This is a genomic window from Cryptosporangium japonicum (assembly GCF_039524755.1).
Classification (GTDB): domain Bacteria; phylum Actinomycetota; class Actinomycetes; order Mycobacteriales; family Cryptosporangiaceae; genus Cryptosporangium; species Cryptosporangium japonicum.
The window spans coordinates 451,419-465,625 of sequence record NZ_BAAAGX010000006.1 but is presented as its reverse complement, the minus strand read 5'-3'; the positions used below and the strand labels follow the sequence as shown (position 1 = coordinate 465,625).

General features: G+C 69.8%; 14 protein-coding genes. 9 read left to right on the top strand and 5 right to left on the bottom strand.

Annotated features, from left to right (window positions below; translation table 11 throughout):
- Positions 1-83: 83 nt before the first annotated feature.
- Positions 84-365 (top strand): SCO4848 family membrane protein, encoded by a 282-nt coding sequence (locus tag ABD437_RS42990; protein ID WP_425558101.1) that lies wholly within the window; start codon positions 84-86, stop codon positions 363-365.
- Here ABD437_RS42990 and ABD437_RS07115 read toward each other — a convergent pair.
- The 4 genes from ABD437_RS07115 to sdhC are packed head-to-tail and all read right to left on the bottom strand — an operon-like array spanning position 345 to position 3,704.
- Positions 345-1,133: a succinate dehydrogenase iron-sulfur subunit gene (locus ABD437_RS07115; protein ID WP_425558100.1), complete on the bottom strand. Its 789-nt coding sequence runs from the start codon at positions 1,131-1,133 to the stop codon at positions 345-347. The two genes, ABD437_RS42990 and ABD437_RS07115, sit on opposite strands and share 21 nt — an antisense overlap.
- Complete coding sequence (gene sdhA / locus ABD437_RS07110) at positions 1,133-2,875, bottom strand: succinate dehydrogenase flavoprotein subunit (RefSeq protein WP_344647925.1); 1,743 nt, start codon at positions 2,873-2,875, stop codon at positions 1,133-1,135. Before sdhA ends, ABD437_RS07115 begins: the two co-directional genes overlap by 1 nt.
- Positions 2,876-2,888: 13 nt before the next feature.
- Positions 2,889-3,290 (bottom strand): succinate dehydrogenase hydrophobic membrane anchor subunit, encoded by a 402-nt coding sequence (locus ABD437_RS07105; RefSeq protein ID WP_344647924.1) that lies wholly within the window; start codon positions 3,288-3,290, stop codon positions 2,889-2,891.
- 3 nt (positions 3,291-3,293) lie between these two features.
- The gene (gene sdhC / locus ABD437_RS07100) at positions 3,294-3,704 is read right to left on the bottom strand and encodes a succinate dehydrogenase, cytochrome b556 subunit (RefSeq protein WP_035858262.1); all 411 of its coding nucleotides are present in this window, start codon (positions 3,702-3,704) and stop codon (positions 3,294-3,296) included.
- A gap of 463 nt (positions 3,705-4,167) precedes the next feature.
- On the opposite strand from sdhC, the gene ABD437_RS07095 reads away from it, so the two are divergent.
- From ABD437_RS07095 to ABD437_RS07060, 8 genes are all read left to right on the top strand, one after another.
- On the top strand, positions 4,168-5,217 hold the full coding sequence (locus tag ABD437_RS07095) for a BMP family lipoprotein (protein ID WP_344647923.1): 1,050 nt from the start codon (positions 4,168-4,170) through the stop codon (positions 5,215-5,217).
- 92 nt (positions 5,218-5,309) lie between these two features.
- Entirely contained in the window at positions 5,310-6,833 is a 1,524-nt protein-coding gene (locus tag ABD437_RS07090; protein WP_344648172.1) for an ABC transporter ATP-binding protein, read from the top strand.
- Positions 6,830-8,095 (top strand): ABC transporter permease, encoded by a 1,266-nt coding sequence (locus tag ABD437_RS07085; RefSeq protein WP_344647922.1) that lies wholly within the window; start codon positions 6,830-6,832, stop codon positions 8,093-8,095. The genes ABD437_RS07090 and ABD437_RS07085 overlap by 4 nt, the downstream gene beginning before the upstream one ends.
- Positions 8,092-9,552, top strand: a complete 1,461-nt coding sequence (locus ABD437_RS07080) for an ABC transporter permease (RefSeq protein WP_344647921.1) — start codon at positions 8,092-8,094, stop codon at positions 9,550-9,552. Before ABD437_RS07085 ends, ABD437_RS07080 begins: the two co-directional genes overlap by 4 nt.
- Entirely contained in the window at positions 9,549-9,941 is a 393-nt protein-coding gene (locus tag ABD437_RS07075) for a cytidine deaminase (protein ID WP_344647920.1), read from the top strand. Before ABD437_RS07080 ends, ABD437_RS07075 begins: the two co-directional genes overlap by 4 nt.
- Positions 9,942-10,034: 93 nt before the next feature.
- On the top strand, positions 10,035-11,318 hold the full coding sequence (locus tag ABD437_RS07070) for a thymidine phosphorylase (protein ID WP_344647919.1): 1,284 nt from the start codon (positions 10,035-10,037) through the stop codon (positions 11,316-11,318).
- Between the two features lie 34 nt (positions 11,319-11,352).
- Positions 11,353-12,246 (top strand): DUF4272 domain-containing protein, encoded by an 894-nt coding sequence (locus ABD437_RS07065; RefSeq protein WP_344647918.1) that lies wholly within the window; start codon positions 11,353-11,355, stop codon positions 12,244-12,246.
- A gap of 97 nt (positions 12,247-12,343) precedes the next feature.
- A complete protein-coding gene (locus tag ABD437_RS07060; protein WP_344647917.1) occupies positions 12,344-13,468 on the top strand; it encodes a sialidase family protein in 1,125 nt (374 codons plus the stop codon).
- Here ABD437_RS07060 and ABD437_RS07055 read toward each other — a convergent pair whose 3' ends face one another.
- The gene (locus ABD437_RS07055; protein WP_344647916.1) at positions 13,469-14,182 is read right to left on the bottom strand and encodes a maleylpyruvate isomerase family mycothiol-dependent enzyme; all 714 of its coding nucleotides are present in this window, start codon (positions 14,180-14,182) and stop codon (positions 13,469-13,471) included.
- Between the last annotated feature and the right edge of the window lie 25 nt (positions 14,183-14,207).

Below are 14,207 nucleotides of genomic sequence, written 5' to 3'. Positions count from 1 at the left end.
TCCGGGTCGACTTCGGGTACCTCCCGGGCCGTACCTCGTCCGGCCGCGGGGCAAACCCAGAGTAGCGGTGCATACTAAACGGCGTGGTCCTAACGCGTCGCTGGGCAGCATTCCTTTTGGTAGCCGGTGGGTGGAACTGGCTTATCTGGCCGCGCTTCGCGAAAGCGATTTGGGACGATCCGCGGGCTTGGAACGACGGCTCGCCGACGTCGTTCCTCATCGTCCACGCCGTACTCATAGTGACGGCGCTCATCATCGGCACCGTCATCGCCTACCTGGGCCTCAAAGGACTCCGGAACGCACGGAAGCCCCGCCACATGGGCGGGGCTCCCGAACTGCAGACGTCAGACGCGGCGGAACAGTAGCGCGCGCTTCACTTCCTGGATCGCCTTGGTGACCTCGATGCCGCGGGGGCAGGCGTCGGTGCAGTTGAACGTCGTCCGGCACCGCCAGACACCCTCGGCGTCGTTGAGGATCTCCAGCCGCTCCTCCGCGCCCTCGTCACGCGAGTCGAAGATGAACCGGTGCGCGTTGACGATCGCCGCCGGCCCGAAGTACTGACCGTCGTTCCAGAACACCGGGCACGACGACGTGCACGCCGCGCACAGGATGCACTTGGTCGTGTCGTCGAACCGGGCGCGGTCCTCCGCCGACTGCAGGCGCTCCTTCGTCGGCTCGTTGCCGTACGAGATCAGGAACGGCTGCACCGCGCGGTACGCGGCGAAGAACGGCTCCATGTCGACGATCAGGTCCTTCAGGACCGGCAGGCCCTTGATCGGCTCGATCGTCACTTCTTCGCCGTCGCGGGTCAGCAGGTCCTTGAGCAGCACCTTGCACGCCAGCCGGTTGACGCCGTTGATGCGCATCGCGTCCGAACCGCAGATGCCGTGCGCGCACGACCGGCGGTAGGTCAGCGTGCCGTCCAGGTAGCCCTTGACGTGGCCGAGCGAGTTGAGCAGCCGGTCGCCCGGGGTGACCGGGACCTCGTAGGTCTCCCAGTGCGGCTCGGTGTCGGTCTCCGGGTTGTAGCGCCGGATCTTGAGGTTGACGGTGCGGATGACCGTGCCGGAGACGGTCTTCTCGACCAGCTCCTCGTCGGTCGCTTCGCGGGTGATCTCCATCGTGGAAGCCATCAGTACTTGCGCTCCATCGGCTGGTAGCGGGTGACGACGACGGGCTTCGTGCCGAGCTTGATGTCGCCGTTCGGCTGCCGGTACGCCATCGTGTGCTTCATGTAGTTCTCGTCGTCCCGGGTGGTGTAGTCCTCCCGGGAGTGACCGCCGCGCGACTCCTTGCGGGCCTCCGCGCAGTAGACGAGCACCTCGGCCAGGTCGAGCAGGAAGCCCAGCTCCACCGCTTCGAGCAGGTCGGAGTTGTACCGCTGGCCCTTGTCCATGATCGAGATCCGGGCGTAGCGCTCCTTGAGGCCGGCGATGTCGTCCAGCGCCTGCTTGAGGGAGCCCTCGGTGCGGTACACGGCCGCGTTGAGGTCCATCGTGTTCTGCAGCTCGCGGCGGATGTCGGCCACCCGCTCCTCGCCGGTGGAGCTGCGCAGCCCCTCGACGAGCTCGACGACGACCTTCTCCGGGTCGCCCGGCATCTCGACGTGCTCGTGCGCCAGCGCGTACTCGGCGGCCGAGATACCCGCGCGGCGGCCGAACACGTTGATGTCGAGCAGCGAGTTCGTGCCGAGCCGGTTCGCGCCGTGCACGGACACGCAGGCGACCTCACCCGCGGCGTAGAGGCCGGGGATGACGTGCTCGGAGTCGCGCAGCGCCTCGCCGTGGATGTTGGTCGGGATGCCGCCCATCGCGTAGTGCGCGGTGGGGTACACCGGCACCGGGTCGGTGTAGGGCTCGACACCCAGGTAGGTGCGTGCGAACTCGGTGATGTCCGGGAGCTTCGCGTCGAGCTGCTCCGGCGGCAGGTGCGTGAGGTCGAGGTAGACGTAGTCCTTGTGCGGACCGGCGCCGCGACCTTCGCGCACCTCGGTGGCCATCGCGCGGGCGACGATGTCGCGCGGCGCGAGGTCCTTGATCGTCGGCGCGTACCGCTCCATGAACCGCTCGCCGGCGTCGTTGCGCAGGATGCCGCCCTCGGCCCGCGCGCCCTCGGTGAGCAGGATGCCCAGGCCGGCCAGGCCGGTCGGGTGGAACTGGTAGAACTCCATGTCCTCCAGCGGGAGGCCCTTGCGCCAGACGATGCCCATGCCGTCGCCGGTGAGCGTGTGCGCGTTCGACGTCGTCTTGAAGACCTTGCCGAAGCCGCCGGTGGCGAACACGACCGCCTTGGCGTGGAAGACGTGGATCTCGCCGGTGGCCAGCTCGTACGCGACCGCGCCGGTGCAGACCGGGCCGTCGGGCGTCTCGGTCATCACCACGTCGAGGACGTAGAACTCGTTGTAGAACTCGATCCCGTGCTTGACGCACTGCTGGTAGAGCGTCTGCAGGATCATGTGGCCGGTGCGGTCGGCCGCGTAGCAGGCCCGGCGCACGGCGGCCTCGCCGTGGTTACGGGTGTGCCCGCCGAAGCGGCGCTGGTCGATGCGGCCCTCGGGGGTGCGGTTGAACGGCAGCCCCATCTTCTCGAGGTCGAGGACCGCGTCGATCGCTTCCTTCGCCATGATCTCGGCGGCGTCCTGGTCGACCAGGTAGTCGCCGCCCTTGATCGTGTCGAAGGTGTGCCACTCCCAGTTGTCCTCCTCGACGTTGGCCAGCGCGGCACACATGCCGCCCTGCGCCGCGCCGGTGTGGGAGCGGGTGGGGTAGAGCTTGGTCAGAACGGCGGTGCGGCAACGCTGGCCCGCTTCGAGAGCGGCTCGCATACCCGCGCCGCCGGCCCCGACGATGACGGTGTCGTACCGGTGGAACTGCATGTGCGCTCCCGCCTCAGGAAATCGTCGGGTCGAAGGTGAAGATGACCAGCGTGCCGAGCGCGATGATCAGCGTCGTCGTCACGTAGAGCAGCATCTTCAGCCAGAACCGGGTGCCGTCGCGCTCCGCGTAGTCGTTGATGATCACGCGCAGGCCGTTGGTGCCGTGCAGCTGCGCCAGCCAGAGCAGCGCGAGGTCGAACACCTGCCAGAACGGGCTGGCGTACTTGCCGGCCACGAACGCGAAGCTGATCCGCTGCACACCGCCGTCGATGAACGCGTTCACGAACAGGTGGGTGAAGACCAGCACGACGAGCAGCAGGCCCGAGAGGCGCATGAACACCCAGGCGTACATCTCGAAGTTCGTGCGGTTCGCGGCGCGGCGCCGCGGAGACCGGGGGGCCTCAATGGTGACCATCGCTCAGCTCCCGAACACTTCGAGGAACGCGTGCTTGAGGAGGTAGTACGCGCTGGGCACCATCAGGGCCACCCACAGCACGACGATCACTCGCAGCATCACGGCCTGGTACTTGGTGCCCTTCGACCAGAAGTCGACAAGCACGATCCGGATCCCGTTCAGGGCGTGGAAGGCGATCGCGGCCGTCAGGCCGAGCTCCATCACGCTCATGATCGGGTGCTTGTACGACGCGATGACGTCGTTGTAAGCGTCGGGCGACACCCGGATCAACGCGGTGTCGAGTACGTGGACGAAGAGGAAGAAGAAGATCAGGACGCCGGTCACCCGGTGGGCGACCCACGACCACATCCCCTCACGACCCCGGTAGAGCGTGCCCGCCGGAAGGCGACGGGCGGTGGGTGCGGCGCTGGGCATCCGACACACGCCTCCGTGGTGACAGGTGGGTCCGGAAGCAGCGTGCTGGCTGTTTCCGGTTGACGGGACTGTCAGGAAGCAGACATCCCCGCGTCTTCGCATGCTATTCCCAGGATCCGGACACCCCCATGAGGGTGTGATGTGTCCGACCTGGTGAGTGGCCACTCTCACATGGGATACGGGTCCCGAAACGATACAGAAAACCAGCGTCAAAATTACCAGAATAGAACGCTATATCCGGCAAATCTTGCCGACCAATTCTCGGGTGACGCTGACGCAACATCTGTTTCATCGGACGGTTACGTAACGCCCGTTAAGGTCCCGCTGCGGTGATCCCAGTTCAGTCACGTTCCGGTGACGACTGCCCGCTCCACTTCAATCCACGTCTACCTGCGCCTACGCTCCCTCTGTTCTGCACCTACGGATGCAGACCGGGGCCTGTGCACAGGGGAAGGAGACTGTCTTGCGCTACCCGCGTGGGATGAAATTCGCGGCGATGGCCGCGGTCTTGGCGATGGCGCTCACCGCCTGCGGCGGGAGCGACGACGGGAACTCGACGAGCTCTGACTCGTCCGCCTCCGCCCAGACGCTGAAGATCGGGCTCGCCTACGACATCGGCGGGCGGGGCGACAAGTCCTTCAACGACGCTGCCGCGGCCGGCTTCGACAAGGCCGCCAAGGAGTTCAAGCTCGAGAACAAGGAGCTCGCGGCCAAGGCCGACGAGGTCGACGCCGACAAGGAGGCGCGGCTCAAGGAGCTCGCCGACGCCGGCTACAACTCGATCGTCGCGGTCGGCTTCGCGTACGCGAACGCCCTGAAGACCGTCGCGCCGGACTACCCGGACGTGAAGTTCCAGATCATCGACGACAGCAGCGTCACCGCCGACAACGTGTCCTCGTACACGTTCAAGGAGAACGAGGCTGCGTACCTGGTCGGCACGCTCGCCGCGCTGGGCAGCAAGACCGGCACCGTCGGCTTCGTCGGTGGTGTGAACAACCCGCTGATCCAGAAGTTCGAGGCGGGCTTCAAGGCGGGCGCCACGGCCGCCAAGCCGGGCATCAAGGTGCTGTCGACCTACATCTCGCAGCCGCCGGACTTCAGTGGCTTCGCCGCGCCCGACAAGGGCAAGGTCGCCGCCACCGGTCTCTACGAGCGGGGCGCGGACGTCATCTACGCCGCCGCCGGTCTGTCGAACAACGGTGTCTTCGAGGCGGCCGCGGCCAGCAAGAAGTGGGCCATCGGTACCGACTCCGACCAGTACCAGAGCGCCGACGCCGCGGTGAAGGAGTACATCATCGGTTCCGCGCTCAAGGGCGTCGACACCGCCGTGTACGACTTCATCAAGTCGGTCGAGGACGACAAGTTCAAGGCCGGGAACACGGTGCTGGGTCTCAAGGAGAACGGCGTCGGTTACGTCATCAACAACGAGCAGTTCAAGACGTACGCGACGCAGGTCGACAAGGCCAAGGCCGACATCATCGCCGGCACGATCACGGTGCCTGACAAGCTGTGATCCTCACCCGGCCGGTTCTACCCCCCAGGCGGGGGTAGGACCGGCCGGGTCATGTTCCGGCAACCCCGCACGACCCAGAACAGGAGACGGCCATCTCCGAGACGCCCGCCCCCGCCGTCGAATTGCGTGGCATCACCAAGCGCTTTCCCGGCGTCGTCGCCAACTCCGACGTCAACCTCTCGGCCAACCGCGGTGAGGTGCACGCGATCGTCGGGGAGAACGGCGCCGGCAAGTCGACGCTGATGAAGACCCTCTACGGCCTGCACAAACCCGACGAGGGCGAGATCCGGATAGACGGACAACCAATCGGATTCTCCTCGCCGTCGGACGCGATCAAGGCCGGCGTCGGCATGGTGCACCAGCACTTCATGCTGGCCGACAACCTCACCGTGCTCGAGAACATCGTGCTCGGCAGCGAGCCCACCCGGTTCGGTCTCCTGGACCGGCGGCGCGCCCGCACGAAGGTCAGGGAACTCGCCGCGGCCTACCACCTCGACGTCGACCCGGACGCGCTGGTCGAGGAACTCGGCGTCGGTGACCGCCAGCGGGTCGAGATCCTCAAGGTGCTCTACCGCGGCGCCCGGATCCTGATCCTCGACGAGCCGACCGCGGTGCTCGTGCCGCAGGAGGTCGACGAGCTGTTCGGCAACCTGCGCGAGCTCAAGGCCGAGGGCCTGACCGTGCTGTTCATCTCCCACAAACTCGACGAGGTGCGCGCGGTCGCCGACCGGATCACGGTCATCCGCCGCGGCACCACCGTCCGCACCGTCCTCCCGACCGAGGTCACCGCCCGCGACCTGGCCCAGCTGATGGTCGGCAGCGAGCTGCCCGAGCCGGAGCTGCGCGGGTCGACGGTCACCGACCGGGTCGTGCTCGGCGTCTCGCAGCTGACCGTGCTCACCGCCGCCGGGCGACCGGTGGTGGACGGCGTCGACCTGGCGCTGCACGCCGGCGAGGTCGTCGGCCTGGCCGGCGTCGAGGGCAACGGGCAGGCCGAGCTGGTCGAGGCGATCATGGGCATGCGCGAGTCCACCGGTGTGGTGCGGCTCGGCGACCAGGACATCAGCGCCTGGGGCACCCGCGAGCGCCGCGAGGCCGGCATCGGTTACATCCCGGAGGACCGGCACCGCCACGGGCTGCTGCTCGACGCGCCGCTCTGGGAGAACCGCATCCTCGGCCACCAGACGCAGGCGCCGAACGTCCGGGGCGCGTTCATCAACCGGAAGGGCGCCCGGGAGGACACCGAGCGCATCGTCCGCGAGTACGACGTCCGCACGCCGAGCGTCGACGTCACCGCGTCCTCGCTCTCCGGTGGCAACCAGCAGAAGCTGATCATCGGCCGGGAGATGAGCCACGAGCCGAAGGCGCTGATCGCCGCCCACCCCACCCGGGGTGTCGACGTCGGCGCCCAGGCCGCGATCTGGGACGAGTTGCGCCGGGCCCGCGCGGCCGGCCTCGCCACCCTCCTGATCTCCGCCGACCTCGACGAACTGATCGGTATGTCCGACACCCTCTACGTGATCCTGCGCGGCCGCATCGTGGCCCAGGTCGACCCCCACAACGTGACCCCCGAGGAACTCGGTGCCGCGATGACCGGAGCGGGAGAAGCGGCATGACTCTCGCGTTGCGGCTGCGGCGCGTCGGCCTGATGCTGGCCGCACCGGTGCTGGCGCTCGTGCTGGCCTCGCTGCTGGTCACCGTGCTGCTGCTGGCGCTGGGCAAGGAGCCGGGCGTCGTCCTGGACGCGATGGTGCAGTCGGGCAAACGGCCCGCGAACATCGTTGACATCGTCAACCGGGCGACGTTCCTGTACATCGCGGCGCTCGCGGTCGCGATCGGGTTCCGGATGAACCTGTTCAACATCGGTGTCGACGGCCAGTACCGCCTCGCGGCGTTCCTGGCCGCGGCGGTCGGTGGCGCGGTCGCGTTGCCGGGGCCGCTGCACATCGGCCTGATCCTGATCGTCGGCATGGTGGTCGGCGCGGCCTGGGCCGGGATCGCGGCGATCCTCAAGGTGACGCGGGGCGTCAGCGAGGTGCTCTCCACGATCATGCTGAACGCGATCGCCACCGCGGTGATCGCGTTCCTGCTGCGTGACGGCATCCTCGGGGTGCTCTCCGACAGCGGCAACGAGGTCAGCACGAAGCCGATCCCGGAGTCGGGCTGGTTCCCGTCGCTCGACCCGATCGCGCGGCCGATCATCGAGGCGCTGAGCAGCTCCGGTCTGTTGGACACCGACACCGTGAAGAGCCCGAAGCTGCCGGCCTCCAAGGAGGTCTACGGCTTCCTGCTGGTCGCCGTGCTCCTCGGCATCCTGTACGCGGTGCTCGTCGACCGCACGCGGTTCGGCTTCGACCTGCGGGCCAGCGGCAAGTCGCCGACGGCGGCGGTGGCCAGCGGCGTCAGCACGAAGAAGATGATCCTGATCAGCATGCTGCTCTCCGGCGCGGTCGCCGGGCTGATCGGCATGCCGGAGCTGCTCGAAGGTCGCGGGCACAACTACTCGCTGAACTTCCCCAGCGGTATCGGGTTCACCGGTATCGCGGTCGCGCTGCTCGGGCGCAACAACCCGATCGGGATGGCGCTGGCCGCGCTGCTGTGGGGCTGGGTCGACGTCACGACCCGCTCGCTGGCGATCCTGGACCCGCCGAACGACACGTCGGACAAGGTCGCGTACATCGTCCAGGCGCTGATCGTGTTCTGCGTCGTCATCGCGTACGTGGTCGTCAACCGCTGGACCAAGGCGCAGGAGGCGCGCCAGGTGGCCCGCGAACTCGCCTCCGGCCACGACCTGTCGACCGAGACCCCGGAACCGGCCGCGGTCGGGGCCGAAAAGACCGACTCGGCCCGTACCGACGATCGGGAGGAGGGGCGATGAGCCTGATCGATGCGGGGACCGCTCCGGCGCCCGCCGAGCCGGGGAAGACCTCCCGGGTGAGCCGGGTGCGGCTCTACTACGTGCTGGCCGCGGTGCTGATCGCGTTCTTCGTCGTCCGTGCGCTGCTCGGCGCCGACGACCTCACGTCCGCCGGTGCGATCCGCGCGGCGCTGCAGCTCGCGGTGCCGATCGGCCTGGCCGGCCTGGGCGGCGTCTGGACCGAGCGTGCCGGCGTCACGAACATCGGCCTCGAGGGCATGCTCATCGTCGGCACGCTGTTCGGCGCGTGGGCCGGTTACCAGTGGGGCCCGTGGACCGGCGTACTGGCCGGCCTGATCGCCGGTGCGCTCGTCGGCGCCCTGCACGCGATCGCCACCGTCGTGTTCGCGGTCGACCAGATCGTCTCCGGCGTCGCGATCAACATCCTCGCGCTCGGCGTCGGCGGCGTGCTCGGCAAGGTGTTCTTCGAGGGCAAGGAGTCGGCCAGCGAGCGGCAGTCACCGCCGATCCCCGACATGGGCACCTGGTCGATCCCCGGTATCGACGGCCCGCTCGGCACGCTCGAGAGCAAGCACTGGGTGATCCTGTCGGACCTCGCGGGCATCCTGCGTGGCGTGTTCGTCGGACTCTCGCCCCTCACCGTGCTGGCGATCGCGCTGGTTCCGCTGAGCTGGCTGATCCTGTGGCGCACCAGCTTCGGCCTGCGCCTGCGCTCCTGCGGTGAGAACCCCACCGCGGCCGAGACGCTGGGGGTCAACGTCTACCGCACGAAGTTCCTCGCGGTCGTCATCTCGGGCGCGTTCGCCGGCCTCGGCGGCGTCTACCTGGTCACGGTCTCCAGCGGCACCTATCTGGAGGGCCAGACCGGTGGCCGCGGCTTCATCGGCCTCGCCGCGATGATCTTCGGCAACTGGACGCCCGGCGGCACGTTCGCCGGTGCGCTGCTGTTCGGCTACACCGACGCGCTGCGCCTGCGCTCGGACAACTCGTCGGTGCCGGCGCTGCTCGCGTTCGCCGCGGTCGCGCTGATCTTCCTGGCGGTCCGCCAGATGTGGCGCATCTACCAGACCGACGGGCCGGGCGGGCTCGTGCGCCGGCTGGCTCCGAGCGGAGTCTGGCTCGTCGCGGTCGGCGTGTTCGCCGGGTTCGTCGCGCTGGGCGTCTCGGTCGCCGACGGCTGGGGCACGACCGGCATCGTGACTCTCGGCCTGCTGGTCGCGGCCGCGATCGGCTACCTCGGTGTCCGGCTGGGCCGCACCACCGAAGCCGGTCCGCTGACGCTCTACCTCCCGACCGCGGTGGTGCTCGGTGTCCTGACCCTGACCGGGTTCGAAGTGCCGAACCAGTTCGTCGGCGTCACGCCCAACATCGCCACGCTGCTGGTGCTCGCGTTCGCCACCCAGCGATTGCGGATGCCGGCGGCCGACGGTCTGCCCTATCGCCGAGGTGAAGGATGACGCCGGACTGGGACGCTCTGCGTGCGGCGGCCACCGCCGCGATGGAGAAGGCGTACGCGCCGTACTCCAAGTTCCCGGTCGGCGTCGCCGGGTTGGTCGACGACGGGCGGATCGTCGTCGGGTGCAACGTGGAGAACGCGTCGTACGGCATCGGGCTGTGCGCCGAGTGCGGCATGGTCTCGGCGCTGGCGGCCTCCGGTGGGGGCCGCCTGGTCGCGGTGGCGTGCGTCGACCGGTCCGGGAACCGGCTGATGCCGTGCGGACGGTGCCGGCAGCTGATCTGGGAGTTCGGCGGCCCCGACTGCCTGCTGGACACGGTGTCCGGCGTCAAACCGATGCGTGACGTGCTGCCCGACGCGTTCGGGCCGGAGGATCTCGTCACCCGGTAAACGCCATACAGATGTGGCGCGACGCTCCTGGGCGGAAATCGGGCGACGACTCACGCGTACGATCGTGGGCCGGGTCTTGAGCAGGAGGTAGGCGTGCACTTCACGGCAGTCGATGTGATCCGGGCGAAGCGTGACGGCGCTGCCCTCACCGATGCCCAGATCGACTGGGTGGTCGACGCCTACACCCACGGCCGGGTGGCCGAGGAACAGATGGCGGCGCTCGCGATGGCGATCCTGCTGCGGGGGATGGAGCGGCGGGAGATCACCCGCTGGACCGCGGCGATGATCGACAGCGGCGAGCAGATGGACCTGAGCGCCGTCCCGCGCCCCACCGTCGACAAGCACTCCACCGGTGGGGTCGGCGACAAGATCACGCTTCCGCTGGCTCCGCTGGTGGCGGCGTGCGGTGCCGCCGTGCCGCAGTTGTCCGGGCGCGGTCTCGGCCACACCGGCGGCACGCTCGACAAGCTCGAGTCGATCCCCGGCTGGCGCGCGCGCCTCACCACGGCCGAGTACCTCGCCCAGCTCGACCGGGTCGGCGCCGTGGTCTGCGCCGCGAACGACACGCTCGCGCCGGCCGACCGCAAGCTGTACGCGCTGCGTGACGTCACCGGCACGGTCGAGTCGATTCCGCTGATCGCGTCGTCGATCATGAGCAAGAAACTCGCCGAAGGGGCGTCGGCGCTAGTACTCGACGTCAAGGTGGGTACCGGCGCTTTCATGAAGACCGAAGCGCAGGCTCGGGAGCTGGCCGAGACGATGGTCGCGATCGGCACCGACCGCGGGGTGCGCACCGTCGCACTGCTCACCGCGATGGACACCCCGCTCGGTTACGCGGTCGGGAACGCCGTCGAGGTCGAGGAGAGCGTCGCGGTGCTGGCCGGCGGGGGCCCGGCCGACGTCGTCGAGCTGACCGTCGCGCTGGCCCGCGAGATGGTGTCGGCGGCGGGCCTGGACGTCGACCCGGCCGACGTGCTCGCGTCCGGGAAAGCGATGGACACGTGGCGCGCGATGATCAGCGCCCAGGGCGGCGACCCGTCCGCGCCGCTGCCGGTCGCGCCGGTCACCGAGGTCGTGCGGGCCGAGCAGGCCGGTGTCGTCAGCCGGCTGGACGCGTTCGCGGTCGGTGTCGCGGCCTGGCGCCTCGGGGCCGGGCGGGCGCGCAAAGAGGACGCGGTCTCCGCGTCGGCAGGCATCCTGCTGCACCGCCGGGAGGGCGACGAGGTCGCCGCCGGTGACCCGATCCTGGAACTGCGCACCGAGGACGCCGACCGCATCCCGTCCGCGCTCGACGCGCTCTCCGGTGGCGTGGTCGTCGGCCCGGCGGATTCGGCCGTGACCGGTGGGCCGCTCGTACTCGGCCGGATCGGCGGCTGATCGTGCCCCCGTGCCGCCCCGGACGGGGGTGACCATGGCGAACGATCCCGACCCGGAGGCCGGCGTGCTGACCCCACCCGACCTCGCCCCGGACCCCGCGGTCCAGAGCGCGGGGGCCGCTGGGCGGGCTCGTAACCGTGCGGGGTCCGCTCCGCCGGTCGCGGCGCCGTTGCGGGCCGACGGGGCCACCGGTGCGTCGCGGGCGAGGCGGCGGGCCGGGGCCGAGCCGGACGAGCCCGCACCGGGCGAGGAGACTCCGGCGCCCGACCCGGTGATGATCCGCAACGGCACGCTGGCCGACCTGGAAGAGCTCGGCTTCCCGCCACCGCCGGACGGGTATCCGCTGGTCTGGGAGCCCGGCGACGCGGTCGCGTTGCGCCCGACGGTCGAGATCCTCGCCCGGTGCGCGGTGCTCAACGCGGTGCTCGCCGGGGTGTTCGGCGCCCCGTCCGAGCTCACGTTCGGCTGGCTGGAGCGCAACGGCCTGGTCGACGCGGTCACCGAGCCGGAGCGGGCGTTCCTGTCCGAGCGCAAGGGCTCGGGAGATCTGTACGGGTTGCACGTCGAGGCGCTCTGGGCGTTCGCCTGGGTGCTCGGAGTGGGGGAGGACCTCGACCCGGGCCGCTACTGCGGCGAGGGCCTCGCGGCGTGGCTGCCCGACATCGGCTCCGATGAGTCGTTCACGGACTGGCAGCAGCGGGCCGGTGCGCACCCGCGCCCGGCGGCGGAGGTGGCGGCCCTGCTCGACCTCCACTACTGCCTCGACTGGGGCCACGTCCAAGCGTTGATGAACGACGAACCACCACCCGGCGTGACGCTACCGTACGTGATCGGTCAGCGACGGTGGGCGCTGGAATGGGCGGTAACCTTCCGCGGGCCGTACCATCAGGCTCCACCACGCTGGGATGAGGTTGATCTGGCCAGTTGAAAACCCTCCGAAGCGTGACCTTGCCTCTCTAGAGTGGCAAAGCGGCGCGGGATGCTCCCGGGACCTCCGTGCCGGAAGTTGACGGAGGGATTCGACCGTGACGGAGCGCCACGCGTTCCTGGCCCTGTTCGCCGCCACCGTGCTCCTGCTGGGCGCCTGTGGTGACCGCTCCGCCGCCGACAGCGAGAGCACCGCGTCGCCGACGGGCAACGACGAAACGTTGAGCTCCAGCCTGGTCGCGTACGACGGCCTGCCGATCGGCGGCCGGTTCCGCGACGCCGAGAACGGCGCGCTGGTCCGCGCCAAGTGCACCGCGGACAGCTGCTCCTACCAGCTGCTGCGCACCTCCGACGGCGGGCAGAGCTGGACGGCGTCCACAGTGCCCGGTGAGCCGGTGACGAGCACGCCGCTCGACGACGCCTACGCCGCGGTACTTCCGGGTGGGCAGGTCGTCACCGAGATCCAGGTCGGCGCCGACCGTCCGGCCCGGCTCACCACCGACGGCAAGACCTGGCCGGAGCACAGCGCCCAGCCGCTGGGCGTCACGAACGTGGTGCCGTCCAACTCGGCGCTCGTCGGCTGGTGTTCGCAGGACGCCGACTGCGCCGAACCGTTCCTCCGGGTGATCGGTCCCAACGGCACGTCGAAGTCGTTCGGGCCGCCGCCGCCCCAGCTCACCGAGACCGTCAGCGCGACGCGGGTGGCCGAGGGCTCGCTGTGGGTGCAGGGCCGGGACGGTGTCGGGCGGATCGTGCTGGCGGTGAGCCGCGACGACGGCCGGAACTGGACGATCAACCGGGTGCCCGCGCCGTCCGCGTCGTCGGTCGACCTCGCGGGCGCGGGTGAGGTGGCGTGGGCGTTGTCGCTCGCCGAACCGGGCGTCTCCGGGGGCACCGGTGGCACCGCGCCGTCCGAGACCGGCCGCCGCACCCGCCAGTCGCTGCTCTACAGCACGAACTCCGGTGGCTCGTTCGAGAGCGTCAAGCTGCCGGAGAAGTACCGTCTCAACACCGGCAGCGGCATCGGTGTCACCGACTCCGGCGACGCGGTGATCGCGTCCGACGGCCGGGTCGCCGTGGTGTCGCCGGGCGGCGAGCTCACCCCGGTGTCCGAGGTGAGCGGCGCCGTCTACGACCTGGGGGCCCAGGTGCTCGTCTACGGCGCCAAGGGCAACTGGGTGAGCGCCGACGGCAAAACCTGGTCGCCCCTGCCGAAGGCCTAGCTAGCTCCAGGGTGGGAGTTCGACCGAGCCGGTGATGGTCAGCGACGGCGCGGCCAGGCCGACGCGGCCGAACAGCCAGGCCAGGAGGGCCGCGTCCGGGCCGTCGATCGAGGCGACGACCTCGCCGGAGCCGAACCGGCTCGGCCCCACCTGCACGGCCGTGCCGGGGGGCAGCCGGTTCGGCAGCTTCGCCAGCTCGTGCGGCAGGTGGGTGGAGACGAACTCCTCCGGCCACGACTCGATCGTGTAGACGTCCAGCCCCAGGTCGACGTGGTGGATCTCGACCTCGCGCCAGCGCGCCCACGCGCACCGGGACGCCGGGAACGAGCCGCTCGGGAACTGCACCTGACGGCCCCAGGTGGGCGTGGTCATCCGGGCGAACGCGTGCACTATCGCGATGTTCGTGGAGTAGACCTCGTCGGCCAGCTCGTCCGCGCTGCTGCGGGCGCCGAGCTCGATCTCGGCCTCACGAACGGTGGGGCCGCCCGGATAGGCCTGGGCCGGCCGCCCGGTCAGCACGCCGTCGATGAGCCGGACCATCGCTTCGGCGTGGCGCGCCAGATGGGCGATGACGTGGCCCCTGGTCCACCCGGGGAGCACCGACGGCTCCCGGATCTCGGCGTCGGTGAGCGCGCTGAGCGTGTTGGCGAGCCGATCCTGAGCCAGGGGGACGTTCGCGACGGCGGCGGGGAGGTCGTACGTCGACGTTGTCACCCGGCACATCCTGCCCTGGGTGGGA

Coding starts and splice junctions, on each gene's coding strand:
- ABD437_RS07115 (WP_425558100.1), bottom strand. CDS start 1,133: ATGGCTTCCACGATGGAGATCACCCGCGAAGCGACCGACGAGGAGCTG.
- sdhA (WP_344647925.1), bottom strand. CDS start 2,875: ATGCAGTTCCACCGGTACGACACCGTCATCGTCGGGGCCGGCGGCGCG.
- ABD437_RS07105 (WP_344647924.1), bottom strand. CDS start 3,290: ATGGTCACCATTGAGGCCCCCCGGTCTCCGCGGCGCCGCGCCGCGAAC.
- sdhC (WP_035858262.1), bottom strand. CDS start 3,704: ATGCCCAGCGCCGCACCCACCGCCCGTCGCCTTCCGGCGGGCACGCTC.
- ABD437_RS07085 (WP_344647922.1), top strand. CDS start 6,830: ATGACTCTCGCGTTGCGGCTGCGGCGCGTCGGCCTGATGCTGGCCGCA.
- ABD437_RS07080 (WP_344647921.1), top strand. CDS start 8,092: ATGAGCCTGATCGATGCGGGGACCGCTCCGGCGCCCGCCGAGCCGGGG.
- ABD437_RS07075 (WP_344647920.1), top strand. CDS start 9,549: ATGACGCCGGACTGGGACGCTCTGCGTGCGGCGGCCACCGCCGCGATG.
- ABD437_RS07065 (WP_344647918.1), top strand. CDS start 11,353: ATGGCGAACGATCCCGACCCGGAGGCCGGCGTGCTGACCCCACCCGAC.